Origin of the sequence: Mycobacterium malmoense, from assembly GCF_019645855.1 — a bacterium.
GTDB classification, from domain to species: domain Bacteria; phylum Actinomycetota; class Actinomycetes; order Mycobacteriales; family Mycobacteriaceae; genus Mycobacterium; species Mycobacterium malmoense.
The window spans coordinates 3,456,610-3,481,707 of sequence record NZ_CP080999.1; the positions used below are offsets into that span (position 1 = coordinate 3,456,610).

Genomic DNA, 25,098 nt, shown 5'->3' on the forward strand with positions numbered 1-25,098 from the left:
CCACCGGGCATCAGCTCGGCTCCGGCGCCGCAACGGATTCCGGGTCCGACTCGGGCACCGCCACGGATTCCGCCTCGCCCGGCGGTGATTCCGATTCGGGCAGCTGAGCCGCGAGGTATTCGCCGAGCCCCCCGATCGTCGGATAGTCGAATACCGCGGTGGCGTTGATCGTGAACGCGCCACCGAACTGGCTGTGCAACCGGTTGCGGAGTTCGACCGCCATCAGTGAATCCGTACCCAGGTCCAAGAACCGGCTGGTTGCGGCGGGCGGTTGCGCGAGCCGCAGGAAACCCTGCACTTCGCGCTGCAGGAATTCGGTGATGAAGCTGGCCCGCTGCGCCACCGGTATCTCCTGCAGTTGCCGGAGCAGCTCACTGTCGCCGGTCGTCTCCCCGACGGCGCTCGGCAACACGAGGTCCAGAATCGGTGGGCGAGAACTGCCCAACACCTTCGCGGCACGCTGCCAGTTGGCCTTGATGACGGTTGCTTGCGCGGTTCCGTTGGCGACAACCTCGGCGAGCGCGCCGAGGGCGGCCGAGGGTTCCAGCGGAACCAGCCCTTGCGCACCGATATTGGCGCGCGCGGCCTCCGACGAGGCCATGCCCCCCTGCGCCCAGGGACCAAAGTTGACCCCGGCCGCCGGCACGCCTCGCGCCTGTCGTCCCGCGACCAATCCGTCGAGCAACGCATTGGCGGTCGAGTAGTTGGCCTGGCCGGGTGGACCGAGCAAGCTGGACACCGAGGAGGACACGACGAAGAAGTCGAGATCGTCGTCCTTCGTCAACCGGTCCAAGTAGAGGGCACCGAACGCCTTGGGCGCCAACGTCGTCCGGAAACGCTCCGGGTTTTGCTGGGACAGCAGCGCGTCGTCGAGCATGCCCGCCAAATGCGCCACGCCCGCGAGCGGAGGCAATTCCGCGCGGATCCGCTCCAGCAGCTTTGCGACCTCCGACTCCTCGCCGACATCGGCGGCGAAGGTGTGGATGCGGCACTTGTAACGCTCGGTGATCTCCCCGATTGCGCGTTGTGCGTCCGCGTCGGGCTCCCGCCGGCTGGTCAACACGATGTCACCGGCACCGAGTTGGGCCAGATGCGACGCCGTGTGCAGGCCGATGGCGCCGAGCCCGCCGGTGATCAGATAGCTCCGATCACCGCGCGGCTGTAGCGGTTTCGGCATGTGCAGCACGATCTTTCCGATATGCCGCGCTTGCTGCATGCGGCGAAACGCGGTCTTCGCCTCCGTCAGCGGGTAGATCTCGGCGGGCAGTGGCGTCCACTCGCCCGTGGCCAACCCGTCCGACACCTCGCCCAGCAGGCCACGAATACGCTCGGGCTCCTGGAAGGTCACCGTGTCCAGCGCGACGATCTCGTAAGCGATATCGGGACGGAGCGCCGCCATCTGCTCGGGAGTCCAGATGTCTCGTTTGGCGATCTCGGCGAAACGGCCATTCTGGGCGGTGGCCCGCACGGTCGCGTCGATGAACCCCTCATTGGTCAGGCTGTTGAGCACCACGTCAACACCCAAGCCGCCGGTATCCGCCAGTATTTGGTCGGCGAAATCCGTACTGCGCGAGTCGTACACATATTCCACACCCAGCTTGCGCAGCGTCGCGCGTTTGTAGGTGCTGGCGGTGGCGAAGACGATCGCACCGTGCCGTTGCGCCATCTGGATGGCGGCCAATCCGACGCCACCGCTGGCGGCGTGGATGAGCACCCGGTCACCGGGCTTCAGCCGCGCCCAGTCGAACGCGAGCCGCGCCGTGAGCGCCGCGGCGGGAATGGTCGCCGCTTCTATCGCGCTCACGCGAGCGGGAATCGGCGCCAGCAACTGGGCCGGCACGTTGAACCGGCTGGCGAACGCGCCCTGCATGAAGCCATAGACGCGTTGGCCGATCTCGAGTCCCGTGACGCCGCTACCCAATTGGGTGACGGTGCCGGCGAAGTCGCCGCCGATCGGGCCCGGATCGCCCGGGTAGAGGCCCAGCACATTGAGCACATCCCGGAAGTTCAAACCGGCGGCCTCAACCCGGACCTGCACGTAGCCGTCGTCGGGCGGCGGCACTTCCGTCTCGGTCAGGCGCAGGTTGTCGATCGCGCCGCGCTCCGTGGGGGCCAGGGCGTAATCGGCGGCGCGCGGCACGCTGAGATGGCCGCTGCGCGACCATTGCAGTAGCCGGGACGCCAAGAACTTTCCTTGGCGCAGCGCGAGTTCGGGCTCGTCGATCGGCGCGCCGAGAAGGCAGGCCAGCGAGCGCACGGCCTCCTCGGACCCGTCGTGGTCGATCAGCTTGCAGCGCAGGGCCGGTTCCTCGTTCACGATGGTGCGCCCGAGTCCCCACAGCGCCGCCTGCACCGGGTCGACCGGTTCGCCGGATTCGGTCGCCACCGCCCGTTCGGTGACGATCCACAGCCCGCCGGGCAGCTTCACCGCGTCGTCGGTCTGCGCGGTGTGCACGGCGCTGAGCAGATGACCGATCTCGGTCTCCAGCCGCGCGATGGATTCGGCGCTCGACTCGTCGGCACGCGGTCCGGCGCTGCGCCAGACGATGCCGGCGAACGGCATGCCGCGTTCGTGCGCCTGCGCCAACACCTGCCCCAGGGGCTCGGCATCCGTAGCCCTGTCGAACGGGATGCAGCCCGGTAGCTCGGCCGCCAGTTCGTTGAATCCGGCGATCAGCCAGGTGCCGCTTATGTTTTCGGAGCTGTCGCTCGACGGCGGGGCCGGCACCTCGTGCCAGCCGAGGGCATACAGCAGCCGGGTGGCGTCGCCGCCGAGCCCGCGCAACAACGCCTCCCGGGGCGCGCGTTTGACCGTGAACTCGCGAATCCCACCCAAGCGGCGGCCATCCCGATCGACGAAATCGAGATCGAACACCTGGGTTTCGGCGTCGAGGGCGCTGGCGTGCCACCTCGCGCGGCAGTAGAACCGCCGGGGCATCCTCTCCCGCAGCTCCACCCGCCCGTACCGCAAGGGCAAGAACAGATCGTGCACGCCCTGTTCGGCCGCGAGAAGCGCGGGGAACGCCGGGAAGGCAACGCCGGTGCACAGATCCATCAGGACCGGATGCATCGGCTCGGTTCCGAGATGTTCGGTGAGTTCTTCGCCGACGGTGATATCGCCGATCGCCTCACCCTCACCGAGCCACAGCGACTTCAGGGAACCGGACCAGTTGGGCCCCCACGCCAGCTCCATGTCGGCGAAGGTGTCGAAGAGCTCCTGCGGACGCATCCGGTTCATCCGCTCGATTGTCGCCTGGAGGGACTCCGCGGGATCCGCCTCGGGTGTCGGCTCATCCTCGACACCGTTGAGGACGGTGCCATCGGCGTTCAGCGACCAGTCGACGTCACGGACGCCGTATGGGCGGCTGTGCACACGGAAACTCCAGCCGCCACCGTCCTCCAGTGGATGCAAAGTCAGCTGCACCTCGCGAGAGGTCTTCTCGGTCAGGATGATCGGCTCATAGAAGAAGACGTCTTGCACCCGCCCCGGCGGCCCGACGGCGGCCAGAGCCATCGCCGCATATGTCGCTCCGGGAACGACAACGGTGCCATAGATGACGTGATCCGACAGCCACGGTTGCGATTTGACGGACAGGCGACTGGTGTAGACGGAGTCGCCGGAGGCGAGATCCTTTGCACCACCAAGGATTCCGGATGCGGCAGCACCCTGTCCGTCGAGGCCGGCGATACCGGAAGTCTTGGGCCAGAAGCGACGGTGCTGGAACGGATAGGTGGGCAGTTCGACTCTGTGGCGAGGTTGGCGATGCAGCGCAGCGAACGTGGGTCGATGGCCGCTGACGAAGGCCGCGGCCAGCGCTTCGGCGATCTGGCGGCGGTCGCCGACGCCCTTGCGCAGGGAGACGATCGCGCGCGGCGCGGCCAGGTGCTCCGGCCAGACCTGCACTGCAGCCCCGGTCAGAACCGGTTGGGGACCGATCTCCATCAACACCGAGCATCCCAGCGCCGCCACGGTGCGTACGCTTTCGGCGAATTGCACCGGCTGGCGGGAATGCCGCCGCCAATATTGCGCGTCTAGCGGGGTTTCCGCCGTGAGCACGGCGCCGCTGCGGTTGCAGACCAGTGGCAACGTCGGCACAGCGAACTGCAATCGCGCCGCGTACGACTCGAATTCACCGAGCACCGGCTCCAGCAGCTCCGAATGGAAGGCGTGGCTGGTTTCCAGCCGGGTGCACCGGATTCCGTCACTGCCACACCTGGCGAAGATCTGTTCCAGATCCGTGCCGGGGCCCGATAGCACCGTGTTGGGGCCGTTGTAGGCGGCGACCGATACTCGGGGGAACTCGTTGGCGATCTCCTCGACGTACTTGGCGTCGGCGAACACCGCCACCATGTGCCCACCGTCGGGCAGACTGCCGAACAGTCGGCCACGCTCGGCGATGAGCCGTGCCCCGTCCTCGAGGCTGAAAACCCCGGCCACACACGCCGCCGCGTACTGGCCCACGCTGTGCCCCAGCACCACGTCGGGCTCGACGCCCCAGGACTGCCACAGCCGGGCCAGGCCCATCTCGACGGCGAACAGCGCCGGCTGGGCAAACGAGGTGTGGCCCAGCCCTTTTCCAGCGTTACCGCCGACCTCACCGCCGGTGGCGAACAGCACCTCCAGCAACGGGCGCGGCAGGATCGGATCGACCGCGTCCGCGCAGCGGGTCACCGTGTCGGCGAAAACCGGCTCGGCGTCGAACAACTCGCGCGCCATCCCCGGGTACTGGCTGCCCTGGCCGGTGAACAACCACGCCGTCGTCGGCGGGTCCGTGCACTCGCCGCGTACCAGTCCCGGTCGTATCCGGTTCTCGGCCAACTCGGCCAGCCCCTCGCGGGCGCTCTGAACCGAATCCACGACCAGCGCGGCCCGGTGTTCGAAATGCGAACGCCCGGCCCCGGCCGTGTAGCACACATCGGCGATGTCAACCTTGGGGTGGGTGTTCAGCCATTCCCCATATCGCTGCGCCAATTCCACCAGCGCCTGCGGTGACCGCGCCGACAGCGGCAGCACGCCGACAGGCTCATCTTGAGCGTCCGGCTCCGACGCCGCCGCGCTGTCGCCCGTCGAGTATTCGTCGGGGGTGGCCGGTTGTGCTGGCGCCTCCTCGATCAGCACGTGTGCGTTCGTGCCGGTGAATCCGAAGGAACTCACGCCCGCGCGCCGCGGCCTGCCGTTGGCCTCCCACGGAATCGCCTTGTCCACGACCCGTACCGGCAACGAGTCCCACGGGATGTGCGGCGACGGAGTGTCAAAGTGCAGGCTCTGCGGCAGCACCCCGTGTTGCAGCGACAACACGACCTTGATCAGACCGGCGGCCCCCGATGCCGACTCGAGGTGGCCGATGTTGGTCTTCACCGATCCCATCAGCAACGGCCGGTCCGCGTCGCGGGCGGCGCCATAAACGGCCCCGGCCGCCTGCACCTCGATCGGATCACCCAGCGGGGTACCCGTCCCGTGCGCCTCGAGGTAGTCGACATCGCCGCCGGCCAGACCGGCGCGAGCCAGCGCCGTGTTGATAAGCCGTTGCTGCGCACCACCATTGGGCACCGTAAGACCACTGGACGCGCCGTCTTGGTTAACCGCGCTGCCCGGGATGACCGCGCACACCCGATCGCCGTCGCGCACCGCGTCGCTCAGCCTCTTGAGCACCAGGATTCCGCAGCCTTCACTGCGCACGTAGCCGTCGGCGGAGGCGTCGAAGGTCTTGCATCGTCCCACGGGGGAAAGCATCCTGGCGCGTGAGGCGGCGATGATGGTCACCGGACTCAGCAAGACGTTCACCCCGCCGGCCACCGCCAAGTCGCAGTCACCGGAGTGCAGCGCCTGGCAGGCCTGATGGACGGCCACCAACGACGAACTGCAGGCGGTATCGACCGCCATCGCCGGCCCCTCCAGCCCGAGCGCGAAGGCAACCCGGCCGGAGATGGCATTGAGCGCATTGCCGGTGATGAAGTAGGGCTCGATTTTGTCGACCGACTCGGCGGACAGCAGATGCGCATACTCGTTGGCGGCGACCCCCACGAAGACGCCGGTTCGGCTGCCGCGCAGGTTCGCCGGCGCGTACCCCGCCCGCTCTAAGCCCTCCCACACGGTTTCGAGCATCAGCCGCTGCTGTGGCTCGATCCACACAGCCTCGCGGGGGGAGATGCCGAAGAATTCCGGGTCGAATCCGTCGATTCCGTCGATGAATCCGCCGAAGCGGCTGTAGATCTTGCCCGGAGTATCCGGATCCGGGTCGTAAAACTCGTCGATGTCGAACCGGTCGTCCGGGACTTCCCGAATCGCATCGACACCGCCGGACAACACTTCCCAGAAGGCGTCCGGATCGGGCGCGCCGGGAAAACGGCACGACACCGCGACGATCGCGATCGGCTCGTCCGTGCCCCCCTTTGTTAGGGAGGCGAGCTGAGGCCCTGAACCAGTAGATGCCTGTTCGCTGAGCCCGAGCACGTCGCCGAGCAGGTAATCCGCCACGTCGGACAGGCGTGGGTAGTCCATCGCCAGGGTCGCCGGTATCTCCTTGCCCACCCCCTGCTCGAGGCGGCGCCGCAATTCGATGGCCATCAGCGAATCCATGCCGAGATCGAAGAATCCGGCGTCCTCGCGGATCTCCGCGGCATCGACGCGCGTCACCTCCGCCACCACCTCGCGCAGGTAATCCGTCACAAGTTTCTTGCGCCGCTGCACCGGGGCGTGGGTGAGCCGCTCGACCAGCTGGGTCTTGCCCGACGACCCGGACAAGGACGACGCCGACTCGGGCAGCTCACGTTCCAGCTCCGCCAAAAAGGACCGCCGCCCGGCTTGCTGGTAGAGCGGCAGGAAGCGGGCCCAGTCGATCCGGGCCACTATTCCTTGCACGGGGCCTTGCGCGGGGACCCGCGCGGAAGAAGCCGCCATGAGGTCGGCCATACCCGCCAGCGCGTCGGCAGGTGACAGCGTCCGAACCCCGCGCTTAGCCAGTTTCGCGCGAGACTCCTCGTCCGCCATGCCCGCCGACCACGGACCGAAGTTAACGCTGACCCCCGAGACACCCCGCTCGCGCAACCGCCAGGCCAGTCCGTCGAGGAAGGCGTTGGCCGCGCCGTAGGCGGTCTGGCCGTATCCGCCCCATACCGAGGCGATCGAGGAGGTACTGACGAAAAAGTCCAGCTTCAGGCCTGAGGTAGCCAAGGCCGCCTCGCTCAAATGCCAAGCACCCCAGACCTTCCCGGCGAACACCCGATCCACTTCGGCTTGATGAGATTCGAAGTCCAGCGCGCTCAGCGGGGTGGTGCCGATCTCGCCCGCGGCATGGACGATGCCGGCCAGCGGCGGCAGCTCGGCCTGCACGGTGGCTAGCAGGCGCGCGACGTCGTCCGCGTTGGCGACATCGGCTGCGACGACCCGGATTTCGCTGCCGTGCTGCTCACGTAGCGCGTCGATGCGAAGTTGCGCGGCATCGCTGGGCGAACGCCGGCTGGTCAGCACCAGATGCTTGGCACCGTGCGCGGCAAGGTGTCCGGCGATTTCCAGTCCGATCGACCCCAGCCCCCCGGTCACCAAATACGTTGCGTCATCACGCAATGCCAGCGACGTTACGCTCGGCGCCCCAACCCGTCGAAGCAACCGGGGCACATAGACCGTTCGATCACGCAGCGCGAATTGGTCTTCCCTCATGGCCGAGTCGCGCGGTGCCATGATCTGGTCGATCAACCGCGACCATTCGTCAGCGGTGCCTTGCGCCAGATCCGCCAGTCCGCCCCATAGTTGTGGATACTCAAGCGAGGCGGCACGACCGAATCCCCACAGGCAACTCTGATCCGGTGACACGATGTCCGCGTCGGTAATCCGTTGTGCGCCACGGGTCACCATCCAAATGGGCTGGCGCAGTTCGGCGGCGGCCGCGGCGCGGAAGAGTCGCCTTGTGCCGCCCAGGACTTGGTGCTGCATCCGCAGCAACGACCGCATCGACGGCGCGGTGTCGGAGCCGAGGGCCGCGATATGCACGATGCGCAGCTTCGGTTCGTCTGCCGCGGCGGCGCGCAGCGCGGCCTCGAGCCGTTCCTCGTCCGCGTCGGACGCCGGCAACCCGAGGATCCGATGCTGGTGGCCCTGCGCGGTCAGCGCGTCGACCAACGGCTGGGCTGCCTCGCCGTTATCGCCGATCAGCAGCCAGGTAGTCGCCTCGCCGGTATCGGCGTCCGGGGCCTCTGTGACCCAAGCAGTGGATTTCTCCCAGCGGATCTCGTAGCGGTCGTCCGAGATAGATTGGGCCTTGCGTTGTTGGTTGTGTTGTGCGGCAAGCTTTGTCAGAATTTTCAGGGTCTGATCGTCGCCGCTCGCTCCGCCGAGCAGGCCCGCGAGCTCCTCGATCCGGCCGTCCTCGAGAAGACGGACGGCTTCGGTACGGGCACCGCCCGTGTGCTGTTGTTGGTTGGGACGCTCCCGCTCGTCCTTGTACCAGTACTGGCGATGCTGGAACGGATAGGTGGGCAAGTCGAGCTTTCGCGCCGGTCCTATGACGGTGCCGAAGTCGGGAAGGTGGCCCAGGGCGTACGCGTCAGCGAGGGCCTCGGTGATCTGACGGTGGTCGGCGGTGTTTCGACGCAATGACGCGATCGCCCGGGGTGCGGTGGCCGGGTCGGGCCACGCCCGCAGGGCCGCGGCGGTGAGCACCGGTTGCGGGCCGACCTCCAGCAACACTTTGCAACCCAGATCGGCCAGCGTGCGCACGCTTTTCGCGAACTCGACCGGTTGACGCGCGTGGCGGCGCCAATAGGCGCCATCGAGTTTCACGCTCCTGCCGAGCGCGGCACCGGTGCGGTTGTCCACCAACATCCGTTGTGGCGGGCGGAAATTGAACCGGTTCGCGTACGACTCGAACTCGTCGAGGATCGGATCCAGCAGCGCCGAGTGGAACGCGTGGCTGGTGTCCAGCCAGTCACACCGGACACCGTCGGCCGTCAACCGGGCCACCGCCCGGTCCAGATCCTGCGCGGGTCCCGACAGCACGGTGTTGGCGCCGTTGTAGGCGGCCACCGACAGACTTGGGAACTCGTCGGTGAGGTTCTCGACGCGCTCGGCGTCGGTGAACACCGCGACCATCCGACCGCCCGCGGGCAAACTGCCGAAAAGGCGGCCGCGCTCGGCCATCAGCAGCGCGCCGTCCTCAAGGCCGAACACGCCCGCGACGCAGGCCGCCGAATACTGGCCGACGCTGTGACCCAGCACCACGTCGGGTTCGAAGCCCCATGACTGCCACAGCCGGGCCAGGCCCATCTCCACCGCAAACAAGGCGGGCTGGGCGTAGGAGGTCTGCCGCAGCGTCTCTCCGACGTCCGGGCCGTCCGGGCCATCCGCATCGAAAATGACGTCCAGCAACGGTTTTTCGAGTACGTCGGCGACCGCTGCAGCGCAGCGGGTCAACGTCTCGGCGAACACCGGCTCGGTCTCGAACAACTCGCGGGCCATGCCCGGGTACTGGCTGCCCTGACCGGTGAACAGCCACGCCGTCTTCGGCGTGTCGTCGGAGATCCCGCGCACCAAACCGGGCGCCGGGCGGTCGTCCGCGAGCGCACCGAGCAACTCGCTGGCGGATTGTCTGGAATTGACCACCAACGCGGCCCGGTGCTCGAAGTGCGCTCGCCCCGCCCCGGCGGTGAAGCACAGGTCCGCCAGGGTGGCCTCCGGGTGCGCGCGCAACCAGCTGCGGTATTGAGCGGCGATCTGCACCAGTGCCTCGGGCGTGCGCGCCGAGAGCGGAAGAACGCTGAAGCGCCGCTGGTCGGCCGGCCTCGGTGCCACCACCACCCGACCCGCTTCCCCGGGCGCCACTGGAGCTTCTTCGAGGATGACGTGCGCGTTGGTCCCGGCGAACCCGAACGAGCTGACCCCCGCAATGCGGGGCCGGCCATTGCGTTCCCAGGCGGTGGGCTCCCGCACAACCTGCACCGCGAGCCGGTCCCAGGGAATGTGCGGCGACGGATTGCGAAAGTGCAGGTGCTGCGGCAGCAACCCGTGCTCGAGCGACAGGATGACCTTGATCACACCCGCGATCCCCGCGGCCGCTTCCAGATGCCCGATGTTCGTCTTCACCGAGCCCATCAACAGCGGCCGGCCAGGCTCGCGCCCGGCGCCGAACACCGCACCCGCGGCCTGGGCCTCGATCGGGTCGCCCAGCGATGTCCCGGTCCCATGTGCCTCCAGGTATCCGACGTCGCCGGGTGCGATGCCGGCGCGCTTCAGTGCGGCGGCGATAACCCGTTGCTGGGCAATGCCGTTCGGCACCGTCAAACCACCCGACGCGCCGTCCTGGTTGATCGCGCTGCCCCGAACGACGGCCCGAATCCGGTCGCCGTCGCGGATCGCGTCCTCGAGCCGCTTGATGACGATGACACCGCAACCCTCGCCGCGCACGTAGCCGTCGGCGGCCGCGTCGAAGGTCTTGCACCGGCCGTCGGGCGCGAGCATGTGCGCGCTGGAAAAAGTGATCATGGTCGCCGGGGTGAGCAGGACGTTCGCGCCGCCGGCCAGCGCGAGGTCGCACTCCCCCAAGCGCAGCGCCTGGCACGCCTGATGGATTGCCACCAACGACGAGCTGCACGCCGTGTCGACGGCGACCGCCGGGCCCTGCAGCCCCAACCGATAGCTGATCCGGCCCGCCGCCGCGGCATTCGACGTCCCGATCGCCATATAGGCCTCGATCTCGGGGTAAGTCAGCTCGTCGGATGCCATTCCCAGGTAGTCATGGGTGGACAAACCGATGAACACACCGGTGTTGGTGTTCGCCAAAGCCGTTGGCGCGGTGCCCGAATGCTCCACGGCCCGCCACGCCGTCTCCAGCAAGAGCCGATGCTGCGGATCCATCAATCGGACCTCGCGCGCCGACATGCCGAAGAACGGCGCGTCGAATCCCGTCACGTCGTCGACGAAACCCGCCCGACGGGTCACAACCTTCCCGGGCGTGTCGGGATCGGGGTCGAAGAATTCGTCGGCATCCCACCGGTCGGCGGGCACCTCCGATACCGCATCCCGGCCTTCGGCCAGCACCTGCCAGAATTCGTCCGCATCGGCGGCACCCGGAAAACGCGCCGCGTAGCCGACGATCGCGAACCCCGCGGAACCCGATGCCCCCTGCATCAGATCTTCGACGGATGCCATGCCATTGTCCTCCCTGTTTTGGTCGGCGAAGGTTCGATGCCCGCTGCCCTCGCGGTACCGGGGTCGTGGTAGCTACGAACTACGTCGTAGACCGCTCACTGCACACACCCCGGACCAGGCCTGGCCGAACTCCCCCCGGTGTACTGCCTCCAGCGACCGTGATCGCGAATGTACACATGCCCGGCCCGGTTCCCCTAGCCGAATCACCTCCGATCGCAAGTATGACAACCTATGGGTGCTTCGCGGCACCGCGACGCGCAGGTATCGTCGGGCGTGGCGGCCGGCCTGCGTCCGACCCGTCGGTTCCCAAGGCCGTTCCGTCATCACCACCGCCCGCCGTGCCGGTGAGCTGTCGCACGCGTGTCCGCGCATGTCGGCGGCGGTGATTACCCGAAGGGTTATCTTGATCTTGATCTCGGTACCAGCGGGGCCGAACTGCAGCTGTCCGAACCCGGGGGAGAAAAGATTGCGCATCGGGAAAATTACGATCGGCTCACTCGGTGATTGGACGCCGAGCCCAGGATCGGTCATCTCCTGGCACCCGACGACCGCGGCTGCCGACAAGGTCCGACAAGCGCCGGCCAGTTCCGTGCCGGTCAGCTACATGCAGGGCCAACACCTTCGTAACTATCACGAACGGACGGCCGCGGGGCTGGACTTTTCGCGGCAGATCATCGCCACCTGTGAAGTACCCGGCCACTGTGATATTGCTGCCATGGATCACGCCGTCAACGCTTACCTGCGTCGGCATGACACGTTCCGTAGTTGGTTCGAGCACATCGGTAATGGAGAGTTCGTCAGGCACACCGTCAGCGATCCTGCCGATATCGAATTCGCACCGATCGAGCACGGCGACAGGACGGTTGACGAAATACGCGCCCATGTCGTGGCCATACCGAATCCGCTGGAGTGGGGCTGCTTCACCTTCGGGATCATCCAAAGCGAGAGCCACTTCACCTTCTTTGCCGCCATGGATCATGTCCACGGGGACGCGACGTTGATCGGCACCACGATGCTGGAGGCCAACGGAATGTATGCGGCGTTGAGCGGAGGCGGTGAACCCCTTGGGCTTCCCGATGCCGGCAGCTTTGACGATTTCTGCGCCCGAGAGCGCCAGTACACGTCGACGTTGACCGTAGATTCGCCACAGGTACGCGCGTGGATTGACTTCGCCGAGAACAACAATGGCGGCTTTCCTGAATTCCCACTCCCCCTGGGCAACCCGTTGGAGCCGAGTGCCAGTGACATGGTCTCCGAACTCCTGATGGACGCGGAACAGACGGAGCGGTTCGAATCGGCCTGCACGGCGGCCGGCGCGCGCTTCATCGGCGGACTGTTCGCCTGCTTCGCCCTGGTGGAGCATGAGTTCACGGGCGCTCTCACGTATTACGGCCTCACTCCGAGGGATACGCGCAGAACGACGGATAATTTTATGACGCAGGGTTGGTTTACCGGCTTGGTCCCGATCACCGTGCCAATAGCCGCGGCCTCTTTCGGCGATGCCGCCTGGGCGGCGCAGGCTTCTTTCGATTCGGGTCTGGACTTGGCGAAGGTGCCGTATTACCGCGTATTGGAATTGGCGCCGTGGTTGAGCTGGCCACAGCCAAACTTTCCGGTGTCGAACTTCTTGCATGGCGGCGCCGCTCCGCTCAACGCTGTCCTGGCGGCGGCCGACCTGGGCCTTGCGAACAACATAGGAATCTACTCCGACGGCAGGTATTCGTATCAACTGACCATCTATGTATTTCGGTATGGGGAGGGCACGGCAATGGCGATCATGTTTCCCGACAATCCGGTCGCCCAGAAATCGGTTGTCCGCTATATGGAGGCGATGAAGTCCGTGTGCGTGCGGGTCGCCGGCAGCGGGCATTGGGGACGCGTTGCGTAGCGTGGAGTAGTTCGATGGCTCTTGGATGGCTCGGGGTGCTGGGGTGAGGGCGATATGCGACGGCTAGCCGATTTCGTGGTGCGGTGGCCCTGGGCGGTGATAGGGCTTTGGGTCGCGATTGCGGTCGCCCTGCCGCTGACACTCCCATCCCTCGGCGAGATGGCCCAGAAGCATCCGCTCGCCATCTTGCCCAGCGATGCGCCGTCGAGCGTCACCGCGCGAAAGATGACCGAGGCGTTTCACGAATCGGGCTCGGAAGACCTCCTGTTGGTGGTGCTCACCAGCGACAATGGGGCCAAGGGGCTTGGCCCCGCCGACGAAGCCGCCTACCGCAAACTGGTGGACGCGCTGCGCCAGGACACGCGAGATGTCGTGATGGTGCAGGATTTCCTCAGCACGCCGCCCCTGCGTTCGGTCGTGACCAGCGAGGACCACAAGGCGTGGGTGCTGCCGGTCGGCGTCGCGGGCGAGTTGGGCACCCCACGGTCCTACGCCGCCTTCAACCGGATCGGCGACATCGTCAAACACACCCTCGAGCAGGCCCCAGCCGGAACGCATCTCACCGCACACCTCACCGGGCCCGCGGCCACCGTCGCCGACCTCACGGTCGCGGGCGATCGGGATCGGCTTCCGATCGAACTGGCGATCGCCGTTGCGGTGCTCATCGTCCTGCTGGTGGTTTACCGCAGCGCCGTCACCATGCTGCTGCCGTTGCTCACGATCGGGTTGTCCCTGGTGATCGCGCAGTCGGTGGTGGCGGGCTACTCCCAGCTGACCGGCTCGGGCGTCTCGAACCAGTCCATCGTATTTCTGAGCGCGATCATGGCCGGCGCCGGAACGGATTACGCCGTCTTTCTCATTAGCCGCTACCACGACCATCTGCGGGCAGGCGCGGATTTCGATCAGGCGGTCCGGCGGGCAATGATCTCGATCGGAAAAGTGATCGCCGCATCCGCCGCCACCGTCGGAATCACATTTCTGCTCATCAGCTTCGCCCGAATGGGAGTGTTCCAAACGGTCGGAGTGTCGTCGGCGATTGGGATCGGCGTGGCATTCCTCGCCGCGGTGACGTTGTTGCCGGCAATTTTGGTGCTCGCCGCGCCACGCGGCTGGGTCAAGCCACGGCGCGAACTGACCGCCCGGTTCTGGCGGCGTTCCGGCATCCGCATTGTGCGCCGGCCGAAAGTCCATCTGGTCGCCAGTGTGCTGGTGTTGATCGTCCTGGCCAGCTGCGCCGGCCTGGTGCGCTATAACTACGACGATCGCAAGGCCCTGCCGCCTTCTGCCCCGAGCTCCCTCGGGTATGCCGCGCTGGATCGCCATTTCCCCGTGAATCAGTCCATTCCGGAGTACATCCTCGTCCAATCACCGCACGACCTTCGCACGCCGCAGGCCCTTGCGGACTTGGAACAGATGGCGGACCGGGTCAGCCAACTGCCGAATATCGCTGTGGTCAGCGGCATTACGCGTCCCACCGGAAATGTGCCGGAACAATTCAGGGCCACCTATCAGGCGGGCGCCATCGGCACCTTTCTGGCCGGCGGGTCCACCCTGATCAGCGACCACACCAATGACCTCAACCGGCTGGTCCAAGGGGCCGGCACGCTGGCCGACAGCCTCGGCGATGTCCGCGGCCAGGTCAACCAGCTCGCGGCGAGCGTGCAGGAACTGGAGAATGCCTTCTCCTCGACGAAGAACCAGTACAGCGGCGACACGCTGGTCAAAGAGGTCGACATCGCGGCCCGCCTCGTCGACCACATCAACTCGCTCAGCAATGCCATGGGCTGGAACTTCTCGGCCGCCAAGAACATGTTCGCCTGGATAGGCCCGGTGCTGGCGGCGCTCCAGGGTAACCCGGTCTGCGACGCCGATGCGTCGTGCAACGCCACCCGCGGGACATTCGAGCAGCTGGTCGGTGCGCGCGATCAAGGGGACCTCGACGCGATCAATGACCTGGCCCACCAACTGCAGGACTACCCGGACAAACGGGCCCTGAAGGCGTCGACGGACCGCCTGCGTAACGCGTTCGCGAAGCTCACCAACGTGCTGCATTCCATGGGGATGGACCAACCCGGTGGCCTGCAGGCGAACCTGAACACCCTGCAACATGGCGCGGACCGATTCGCGGGTGGGAGCCGGCAAGTGGCCGACGCGGTGGCTCAACTCGTCGACCAAGTCAAACAGCTGGGTGCCGGGCTCAGCGAGTCGGCGGCGTTCCTGTTGTCGCTGAAACATGATGCGGCACAACCGGCGATGGCCGGGTTCAATATCCCGTCCCAGCTCCTGCATCTCAAGGAATTCCAGCAGGCCGCCAAGGTATTCATTTCGCCCGACGGCCACTCGGTGCGGTATCTGGTGCAAACCAAACTCAATCCGTTCAGCACCGAAGCCATGGATCAGGTCAACGCGATCAGTGCGACCGCTCGGGGGGCCCAACCGAATACCGCGTTGGCGGACGCCACGGTATCGATGGCGGGATACACCGTTGGTCTCAAGGACACGCGCGACTACTACGAACACGACATCCGGTTCATCATCGCGGTGACCCTGCTCGTCGTGCTGCTGACCTTGATGGCGCTGCTGCGTGCGATTGTCGCGCCGCTGTATCTGGTTGCTTCCGTGGTCATTTCGTATTTGTCGGCGGTGGGTATCGGCGTTTTGGTGTTCCAATTCCTCCTCGGCCAGCAGTTACATTGGAGCGTGCCGCCGCTGGCGTTCGTGGTGTTGGTCGCGGTGGGGGCCGACTACAACATGCTGCTCGTCTCGCGCATGCGTGACGAGTCTCCGCACAGCATGCGTTACGGCATCATTCGCACCCTGGGTTCGACGGGCGGCGTGATCACCGCGGCGGGTCTGATCTTCGCCGCCTCGATGTGCGGTCTCCTGTTCTCCAGCATCGGCACCGTGGTCCAGGGCGGTTTCGTGATCGGTGTGGGAATTTTGCTGGATACCTTCTTGGTGCGCACCATCACGGTGCCCGCCGTCGCCGCGCTGGTCGGCCGGGCGAACTGGTGGCCGTCACGAATGGGCGCGCGGCGGACGCGCCGAGCAACCGGGTTAGCGCGCCACACATGATGTATGTGAAACTAGGGAAGCCGAGCGGTCAGGGGTAGGGGTGAAGAAACTACTCGCAGGAGTTACGGCGCTGGTAACCGTCAGCGCCACAGGATGTTTCGGCGTCGGGACCGCGTCGGCCGATGACACGCCCATAGGCGGCCCGCCGACGCCCGGGGCGCCGGGCGACCAGACCGCGTTCGCCCTCGGAGGCGCTCACGTGCTGGGCATCCCCTACGACGAGTACATTCGCCAGGAGGGCGCCCAATGGTTCCCCGGCCAGAAGCGCGAAATCGTCCGCTACCCGGCGGGGCAGGTTCAGGGCCACGTGCTGGAGCGGCTCTTCCCGGGCATAGGCCAACTCGATCAACTCTTTCCGGGCCTGGGTCTGGACGGCCCCAGCGTCGGCGAGTCGGTCGACGTGGGAGTAGACAACCTCGATGCGGCGATCCGCACCGGTCGCCCCGGTACGGCGATCGGCTTGTCCGAGGGCGGGTTCGTGGTCGATGGCGAGCAGGCCCGGCTGGCGAATGACCCGACCGCTCCCCCGCCGAACACGCTGAACTTCGCCACATTCGGTGACCCCATCGGGCATCACGCCTTCGGCCAAAGCTTCCTGACCGCCATGTTCCCGGTCGGCAGCGTTGTTCCCGCACTCGACTACCGCATGCCGCCGCCGTACGAGAGCCAGTACGACACCAACAGGTTCGTGGCCGCGTACGACTCGATCGCGGACTTCCCCGACCGGCCGGACAACATGTTCGCTCTCGCCAACACGCTCATGGGCCTCGCCACCGGTCACACGGCGGTGGCCTTCACCAACCCGAGCATGGTGCCGCCGCAGAACATCAGGACGACGATCAACTCCAGGGGCGCGAAGGACACGACGATTATGGTCCCGGAGAAGCACCTTCCCCTTGTCATGCCGCTGAAATACATCGGGATTGACGAAGACACGCTGAACAAGCTCGACGCGATCCTGACCCCCCGGGTGAACGCCGGCTATTCGCGAAACGACGACCCGTCGACCGCTCCGGTCCAGGTGGATCCGGTGCGCGGCTTCGACCCGGCGGAGGTCACCGCGCCGGCCAACCAGGCGACGTTCGGCGGCGGCGCCGATCCGTTCTCGCAGATCCTCAGTGGTGCCATGTCCGTGTTGTCGCACGGCGCGGGACAGGCTGACCACTGAATCCGAACCGACGGACGTGATGTGATGCCGATGATACTGGGGCCTCAGTCATCCATTCTCTCGATGCTGCATGGACGTGCCAGCCTGCGACCCAACGATTTAGCATTCACTTTTACCAATTACGAGCACGATTGGGAGGGTGTTCCCGAGAGGCTCACGTGGTCGCAATTATCCCGCCGAACGTTGAGTGTGGCACGCGAACTCAGCCTTCATGGGTCGGTCGGAGACAGGGCGGTAATCCTGGCTCCCCAGAGCCTGGATTATATTGCGGCGTTCCTGGGATCCATGCAGGCTGGGCTGATCGCGGTTCCGCTCCCGTTGCCGCACCGCGGCTCGAGTCACGAGCGGGTGAGTGCGGTCGTGGCCGATACGTCGCCCTCAGTTGTTCTCACCACGTCCGCGGTCGCGGAAGACATCACCGACTATGTCGACCACGCACGCCTGGACGCGGTCCCCAAGATCTTCGAAATCGATTCGATGAACCTGGATGTCGATGACGGAACAAGCGTTCGGACAACCGATTTGCCCAGCACGGCGTATTTGCAGTACAGCTCGGGTTCAACCCGGCTGCCAACCGGAGTCATGCTCTCGCATCGCAACCTCCAGGTGAACTTCGAGCAGCTGATGCGCAGCTTTTTCGCGGGCTCGAAAGTCCCGTCCGACGCCTCGATTGTGTCGTGGTTGCCCTTCTACCATGACATGGGTTTGGTGCTGGGGGTCTGCGCACCGATCCTGAGCGGCCATCGCGCCGAGCTGACGAGCCCGGTTTCGTTCTTGGAAAGGCCGGCCCGGTGGGTGCGATCCCTGGCCGAGAATCCTCATGCGTGGTCGTCGGCGCCTAACTTCGCCTTTGACTTGGCCGCCCGCAAGACAACCGACGATGACCTGGCCGGGCTCGACCTCGGTGGGGTGCTGGGCATCATCAGCGGTGCCGAACGTGTCGAGCCGGCCACCTTGCGGCGCTTCGTCGATCGGTTCGCGCACTTCAATTTTCGGGATCACATGATGCGTCCGTCGTATGGCTTGGCGGAGGCGACCGTCTTCGTGGCGACGGGCACCTGGAGCGAATCGTCGCCGGCAGCTCACTTCGATGTCGGAGAACTGGGCGCCGGCCGCGTTCGGCGGTGTGCGCCCGGGACCGGCACGGGGCTGGTCAAATACAGAGTGCCGCAATCACCCACGCTGCGGATCGTCGACGGTGACACACGCCGCGAGTGCGCGCCGCACGTGGTCGGTGAGATCTGGGTACATGGCGAGAACGTCGCCGAGGGTTACTGGCGCAAACCCCCCAAAGAGCAGCGCTGCTTCGGCGCAACGCTCGTCGACCCTTCGCCGGGCACGCCTGACGGGCCGTGGCTACGAACCGGCGACCTGGGTTTCATCGACGAGGGTGAGCTGTTCATTGTCGGCCGCATCAAGGACCTGTTGATCATCCGCGGGCGTAACCACTATCCCGAGGATATCGAGGCGACGGTCCAAGAGATCACCCGTGGCCGGGTCGCCGCGATATCGGTCCCGGTGAACAGCACCGAGCAGCTGGTCACCATCATCGAGCTCAAGAAGCGAAGCCACTCCGACGAGGACGCGATGCGCTGGCTCAGCGAGGTCAAGAGCGATGTCACCTCCGCGATCTCCAACGCGCACGGCCTAAATATCGGGGACCTCGTCCTGGTGCCGGCCGGGTCGATTCCCACGACGACGAGCGGCAAGATCCGGCGCGCCGCCTGCGTCGAGCAGTACTGCGAAGACCGATTCACCCGGTTGGACGCCGAGGACTAAGCCAAGCCGGCCTGGGTGGTTCCCGGTGGGGGCTGGTTCTTGCTGGGCGACGAGCTGTACATATCTGAGAAGAACCTGAGTCGGCAGGGTTTTCGGTGGGCAATGGGTGATCACTTCAGTAAATGCGTGGTCCAGCAATCCGTTCAGGGTCGCAAAACAGCTGCTAGCCATGCTGCGCCCATGTGCGATAGCAATCTCGACCCGACACCCCAATAGTTCAGCGTGAAACTACCCATCGGTAGCAAACGGGGCCGCGCCCACCCGCCACTCAAGATAACTGCACCCATTGCTACCAGAATGTTTCACACCACATACCGCAAATTCCCGAATTTGCTGCAACCCACACCACCCGCGCAAATCCGACAAGGCACGGTAACCCCGCACCACCAAAGAACAAACGCAAGAAAAAACCGAATCGGCCCCCGACCGTAGCGATCGGCTGCCGGCACAATCCCGCGTCATCAAGCTGGACATCTCGAACACCACCACCGATCACACATGCGGACAGCAGCGTCAGCCGATCACGGCCAGCGGCCGCTGGAATCCAGCAGCCGGGATAGCCCGGCACTGCAGGGCCAGTCCCCGACCGGCCAACAGCACCACCCAGCCACGGGGCATAGCGGCGGTAAACATTTTAAGAACACCAATAATTCCCGGCACGTTTTATGCGAATCTTTTGCTGCAAAATCCCCCTCACCACAATCAATTACCGGCATTAATGCGCGATTTCCTCAACATATTTCTCAGATATGTTCACCCCTGTTGCTAACCAAAAACACACCCTGAACCAGATCAAAAGTCCCAGCACCCAAGTTTTTTAAATACGGGCCGGACACCTCGTTTTATCGGTCATGACAGAAAGGCGCGCAGATGAAACGTAAACAACACAGCACCCGGCGAAACCGCCGCTCGCTCAACACGAAAGCGCCCCGCCGCAGCCGGGTAGTCGGCGTGGGCACCGCCGCCGGCGCCTTCCTGACCGCCGCGATGACCCCCATCGCCGCCGCACCCCCGGCCCGGGCTGGGGTGCTCGACACGATCATCGACCCCATCATCCAACCCGTGATCGGGACCGTCAGCGAAGGAATTAATGCGGGTACCACGGCCCTTGCGGGCATTGGTGCGGGTAGCACGGCGGCCATCGATGGTATTGCTGCTGGCTCGGCTGCCTTCGAAGGCATTCATACCGCCGCCCTCGCGGGCATCACCAACAGCCTCAACATGAGCGCCGCCGTCTTCAACGCCGGCGCGCTGAGCGCTGTTGTCCCTGCGGGTGAGAGTCCCGCCGCTGTGCTGAATAACCTCATTTATGGCGGGTTCGACAATTTCTATAACGCGATTTACTCGGCCGGCCAGGACTGGATCGCCAGCCCGCTCGGTCAAGCGGTGGACGGGCCACTCAATGCACCGTTCGTCGCCTTATTCGGACGCGATCTCATCGGCAATGGTGTCGGCGGAGCGCCGATCCAAAACACCTCGCCGTTAGGGGCACAGCTGCCCGTCGGCAATCTCCACGACGGCGGATTTTTGTTCGGTGACGGTGCCAATGGCGCGGCCGGTACCGCCACTCACCCCGCCGGCTATCTGGGCGGTTCCGCCGGGCTGATCGGCAACGGCGGCGCCGGCGGTGCGGGCCTCAACGGTGTCGGCGGCGGATCTAACAGCATGGGCGGTGCTGGTGGTGTCGGTGGCTTCCTGATGGGTAACGGCGGTGCCGGTGGTGTCGGCGGCATAGCTACGGGTGGCAGGTCCGGTTACGGTGGCGCTGGTGGGAACGCCGGCTGGTTGTTCGGCAACGGCGGTGCCGGTGGCGCCGGCGGCGCCGCCAACCCCAGCGGCGGTTACGGCGGGGTCGGCGGCGCTGGAGGGAACGCCGCCCAGCTGGTCGGCAACGGCGGCTCCGGTGGTTCAGCCCCGAACAACATCTACGGCAACGGTTATTACCTTCCTGGCAGACCCGGTGGTGCCGGCGGTCTGGGCGGGCTGTTAGCCGGTAACGGTGGCGCTGGCGGCAATGGCGGCGCCGCTACTCCCGGCTTCCCCAGCTACCGGGGCGGCGCTGGTGGTGCCGGCGGCATCGCCGGGATCCTCGGCCAGATCGGTGCGGCCGGCGCCCCCGGAGCGCCCGGCTAATACCCCCTTGAGCGGAATGGCTTCTGCACGCCCACGAACACCCAGACCACAGACAGCAAAGGAACAACACCCATGCAACAGCCCACAGCCCTCCGACCCCTCGTCACCGCGGGCGCCGCGGCAGTAGGTGCCAGCCTGATCGCCCTCACCCCGACGGTCTCCAATGATGTCGCCTCTGACCTGCAGCGCAGCGCGGTCACTATCCAACAGCGTGCAGTAGAGCTGACCGATGACGTCGTGAACCCGCTCCAAACCTGGCTTGACGTCTTCACGACCGCGGGCACCAACCTGCAGACGATTTTCAACGCTGCGACCAAGATCCCTCTTCCGGTCCTGCAGCAATTGGCCGCGAACGGGGTTGACTACGCGAGCATCTATGTTGGTGCGTACCAAACTGCCGCGACTGCCGCGGCTGAATTCTACGGCGGAACGGCGAGCAACGACTTTTTCCCGATGCTGGCAGGTGTGGCCACCGCGCTTCAGGAGCCCAACTATCCCACCGCATTCGAGGGCCTGGCAAACGCTCTCTGGGCGGACCCAATGATTGAGATATTCCAGCCGCTCGAAAATATCCTGGATATCCCTACAGATATCAGTCAGAATTTCGCAAACCTCGTCGCGTTTCTAGATTATCGATTTCTTGCGATTATTGGAGGATTTTTTATCTGGCTGATGCCCGATAGTCTCGCGCAGGGTTTCGGTGAGAGTGTTCAGGCTACGTACGATGCGTTCTCCTCGGGAAACCTGATGGGGGGGCTGACCAATTTGGTCAATCTCCCGGGCGCGTTCGCGCAGCAATTCATTAACGGAGTCCCTGAGACTCCCGGCATCCTCACACCCACTATCGGATTACTAAGCTATTCTGTGGACCTCATCCCCCAAACCATGGCGGGCGATATCGTTGCTCCCGGTGCGACCAACATCGCGGAAGGCGGCAGTCTCTCCGCGGCGATCCAGGCCTTCTTTACCCAGGCGACCACTGGCTGGCCGCAGGAATGGCCATCTCTGCAGTTTATCGTCGATAATTTTGCGACTATCCTGCGTTCTTTCTGGGGCGCGACCACTGCCACTAGCGCAGCCAATGTGACTGGTGTGGCCGACTTTGCCACCGCGGCGTCGGCCGCCGGAGCTTTGTCGGCCGACATTGCTGGGCTAGCCCCCTCGATCGCGGCCGATCTCTCCGGCATTGCTCCGTCGATTGCGACGAACATCGCCGGGACGCTAGCGCCCGAATTCGGGACGCTCGCGGCCCACCTCCTCACGTCGCTGTTCTGAATTCTGGTGCGGGCCAACCCCGCCCAGCGCAGGCGGTAACCACGCCAGCGCTGGGCGGGCAAGCCCGGCCCACATGGGACCCGGTAACGGAGGTACCGATGAACACTGCCAACACTCTGGCCGACCTAGCACCGACAGAACGCTGGTGCCCACCGGGATTCGGTGAGAACGAAGCCGCCAGGGAAGCGTTAGGCGGTCGCGACGCGTGCGCGGGCGCCGCCCTGACCGCGGAGCGTCAGGAGGTCCTTGATTGGGCACAAGCACGCATCGATGAATTAATCGGCTTGACCGAAGCCAAAGAACACTTCAGGGTGTGGCGCACCGCACTGGAGAGCGACGGCGGCGCGATGATCTCCTGTGCAGAAAACCACATGGTGTTCCTGGGCGCACCGGGCACCGCGAAAAAAACATTCGCCCGAATCATCAGCGAAGTGCTCTTCGGATTGGGCACCCTCACCCGCCCACACGTCACCGAGGTCACCGCCCACGACCTCATCGTCGAGGGTGATCTGTTACGCAGCGCCGCCAAGATGAAAGACATCTGCGGCCAGGCCCGCGGTGGGGTGCTGTTCCTTGACGAGGCCCACCGGCTGGCCCCCAACACCGACAACGGTCCATGGGGGATAGAAGCGATCTATGCCCTATTGACGTGCATGGCGGCCTACCGCGACGACCTCGTGGTCATCCTCGCCGGCCACCCCCGCCCCATGCAAGACTTCCTGACCACCCACGCCGGGCTGGCCGCCCGATTCCCCACCACCATCACCTTCGCCAGCTACACCCCCGACGAAATCATCGCCCTCGGGCGCCGCATCGCCGGCAGGGAACAGCTTGTGGTGCACGACACGGCATGGGAACTGCTGCGCGTCGAAGCGGCCCGGCTGCGGTCGATCCCGTACGACAGCGCCACGCTGCGCGACGTCGCCGGCAACGCCCGCTACGCCCGGGAAGTCATCGAGGCCTGCCAACGCGTACGGGCCCGCAGACTGCACCGACGCGCACCCCACCGCCGCGACCTCGGACAACTCCTGTGCACCGACCCTAGTGTTCTGCACGTCAACACCACCGACATGGAACGCGCGATCACCGCATCACGCCCCGCCACAGCACTAGCAGCCTACCGACACCTCTACCCCAACACCGAAACCCACCAGCACAACACCTTCCCACAAACCCAACCCAACCACCGCTGACCCACCACCCACCCCACCCGAACACGTCAACCCACGCGACACCGCGGCTCGCCCCTAACCCCACACACTCGCCAGGCGCACAACAACAATAGGTCCGCGCCACACACATGGAAGGCTTTCCGGCGATCATTTTCAACAGCCGGCTCCGTGGGTCCGTCAGCTCCCCCAGATCGCCCATTCCGAGCGGCGGGTAAGTCGGGCCGGCTCGCGTGCGCGTGGGCGGGGTTGAACATAATGAGTTCAACCGCGCCGCCGCAAAGGAGACCCCGATGAGCACAGCCAGCACCGACCGCCCGCTGCGGGTGATCCAGTGGACGACCGGCAACATCGGGCGGCGTTCGCTGCACGCCATCATCGGCCGGCCCGACATGGAACTGGTCGGGGTGTACGCGCACGGGGCCGACAAGGTCGGCGTCGATGCCGCCGAACTTTCCGGCTGGCCGGAGCCGACCGGGGTGAAGGCCACCAACGACGTGGAAGCTCTGGTCGCGCTGGGCGCCGACGCGTGTTGCTATAACCCGTTGTGGCCCAATATCGACGAACTGGTGCGGCTGCTGGAATCGGGGGTCAACGTGTGTTCCAGCGCCGCCTGGATCACCGGCGGCAAGCAGACACCGCAGGACCGCAAGCGCATCGAGGACGCGTGCAAACGGGGCAACTCGACGATCTTCGGCAGCGGCGCGCATCCCGGGATGACGAACATGGTCGGCATGGCGCTGTCCGGCTCCTGCGAGCGCGTCGACGAGATCCGGATCACCGAGTCGGTGGACTGCTCGACCTACGAATCGGCGGAAACCCAGACGGCGATGGGATTCTCGCAGGACCCCGACACGCCAGGCCTGGCCGAGAGCGTGCGGCGGGAAAGCGAGGTCTTCGCCGAGTCGGCGGCGATGATGGCCGACGCGATCGGCGCGAGGCTGGATAAGATGACCTTCGACGTCACCTTCACCCCGGCCACCGCCGACTCCGACCTGGGCTTCATGAAAATCCCCGCCGGAACGATCGGCGGCGTCTACGGCTACCACCGCGGCTGGGAAGGCGACCGCAACGTCGTCAGCGTCGGATTCAACTGGACCATGGGCAGTCATGTCGTCCCGCCCAAACCGCTGGAGCACGGCCACGTCATCCAGGTGTTCGGGCTGCCCAACATGCGCACCGTGCTGCACTGCCTGCCGCCGAAGGACTGGACCGAGCCCGGCTTCATGGGCCTGGGCATGATCTACACCGCGATGCCGGTGACCAACGCGGTCCCGGCGGTGGTGGCCGCCAAACCCGGCATCGTGACGCTGGCCGATTTGCCGCCGGTCACCGGCCGGGTGGCGCGATAGATCCGCGATAGACCTATGTCGTTGCCCACAACGCAGGGGCCCCGAGGAACGCTTCCGTGCACTAAGGTTTAAGATGCTTAGCCGAGCAAAGGTTTCGTCGACAACCGGCCTTGTCG

The 25,098-nt window shown here is 65.6% G+C and carries 8 protein-coding genes and 1 pseudogene; 8 read left to right on the plus strand and 1 reads right to left on the minus strand.

Annotated elements, in window-relative coordinates:
* Nucleotides 1-10 precede the first annotated feature (10 nt).
* Nucleotides 11-11,143, minus strand: a complete 11,133-nt coding sequence (locus K3U93_RS15985) for a type I polyketide synthase (protein WP_083010369.1) — start codon at nucleotides 11,141-11,143, stop codon at nucleotides 11-13.
* A gap of 466 nt (nucleotides 11,144-11,609) precedes the next feature.
* On the opposite strand from K3U93_RS15985, the gene K3U93_RS15990 reads away from it, so the two are divergent.
* The 8 genes and pseudogenes from K3U93_RS15990 (at nucleotide 11,610) to K3U93_RS16025 (ending at nucleotide 24,982) form a co-directional block, all read left to right on the plus strand.
* Nucleotides 11,610-13,031 carry a condensation domain-containing protein gene (locus tag K3U93_RS15990; protein ID WP_083010368.1) on the plus strand — a complete coding sequence of 474 codons (1,422 nt, stop codon included), beginning with the start codon at nucleotides 11,610-11,612 and terminating at the stop codon, nucleotides 13,029-13,031.
* 54 nt (nucleotides 13,032-13,085) lie between these two features.
* Nucleotides 13,086-16,061, plus strand: a pseudogene (locus K3U93_RS15995) (MMPL/RND family transporter); the annotation flags it as partial.
* Nucleotides 16,062-16,146: 85 nt separating this feature from the next.
* The gene (gene pe, locus K3U93_RS16000) at nucleotides 16,147-17,274 is read left to right on the plus strand and encodes an acyltransferase PE (protein WP_083010366.1); all 1,128 of its coding nucleotides are present in this window, start codon (nucleotides 16,147-16,149) and stop codon (nucleotides 17,272-17,274) included.
* Between the two features lie 30 nt (nucleotides 17,275-17,304).
* Nucleotides 17,305-19,053, plus strand: coding sequence for an AMP-binding protein (locus tag K3U93_RS16005; RefSeq protein ID WP_083010468.1), 1,749 nt, complete (start codon nucleotides 17,305-17,307; stop codon nucleotides 19,051-19,053).
* An 870-nt stretch (nucleotides 19,054-19,923) separates the two neighbouring features.
* Complete coding sequence (locus K3U93_RS16010) at nucleotides 19,924-21,186, plus strand: hypothetical protein (RefSeq protein WP_176219945.1); 1,263 nt, start codon at nucleotides 19,924-19,926, stop codon at nucleotides 21,184-21,186.
* A gap of 72 nt (nucleotides 21,187-21,258) precedes the next feature.
* Nucleotides 21,259-22,461, plus strand: a complete 1,203-nt coding sequence (locus K3U93_RS16015; RefSeq protein ID WP_083010364.1) for a hypothetical protein — start codon at nucleotides 21,259-21,261, stop codon at nucleotides 22,459-22,461.
* Between the two features lie 98 nt (nucleotides 22,462-22,559).
* The gene (locus K3U93_RS16020) at nucleotides 22,560-23,654 is read left to right on the plus strand and encodes an AAA family ATPase (RefSeq protein ID WP_220688545.1); all 1,095 of its coding nucleotides are present in this window, start codon (nucleotides 22,560-22,562) and stop codon (nucleotides 23,652-23,654) included.
* 269 nt (nucleotides 23,655-23,923) lie between these two features.
* Nucleotides 23,924-24,982, plus strand: coding sequence for an NAD(P)H-dependent amine dehydrogenase family protein (locus tag K3U93_RS16025; protein ID WP_083012825.1), 1,059 nt, complete (start codon nucleotides 23,924-23,926; stop codon nucleotides 24,980-24,982).
* Nucleotides 24,983-25,098 lie beyond the last annotated feature (116 nt).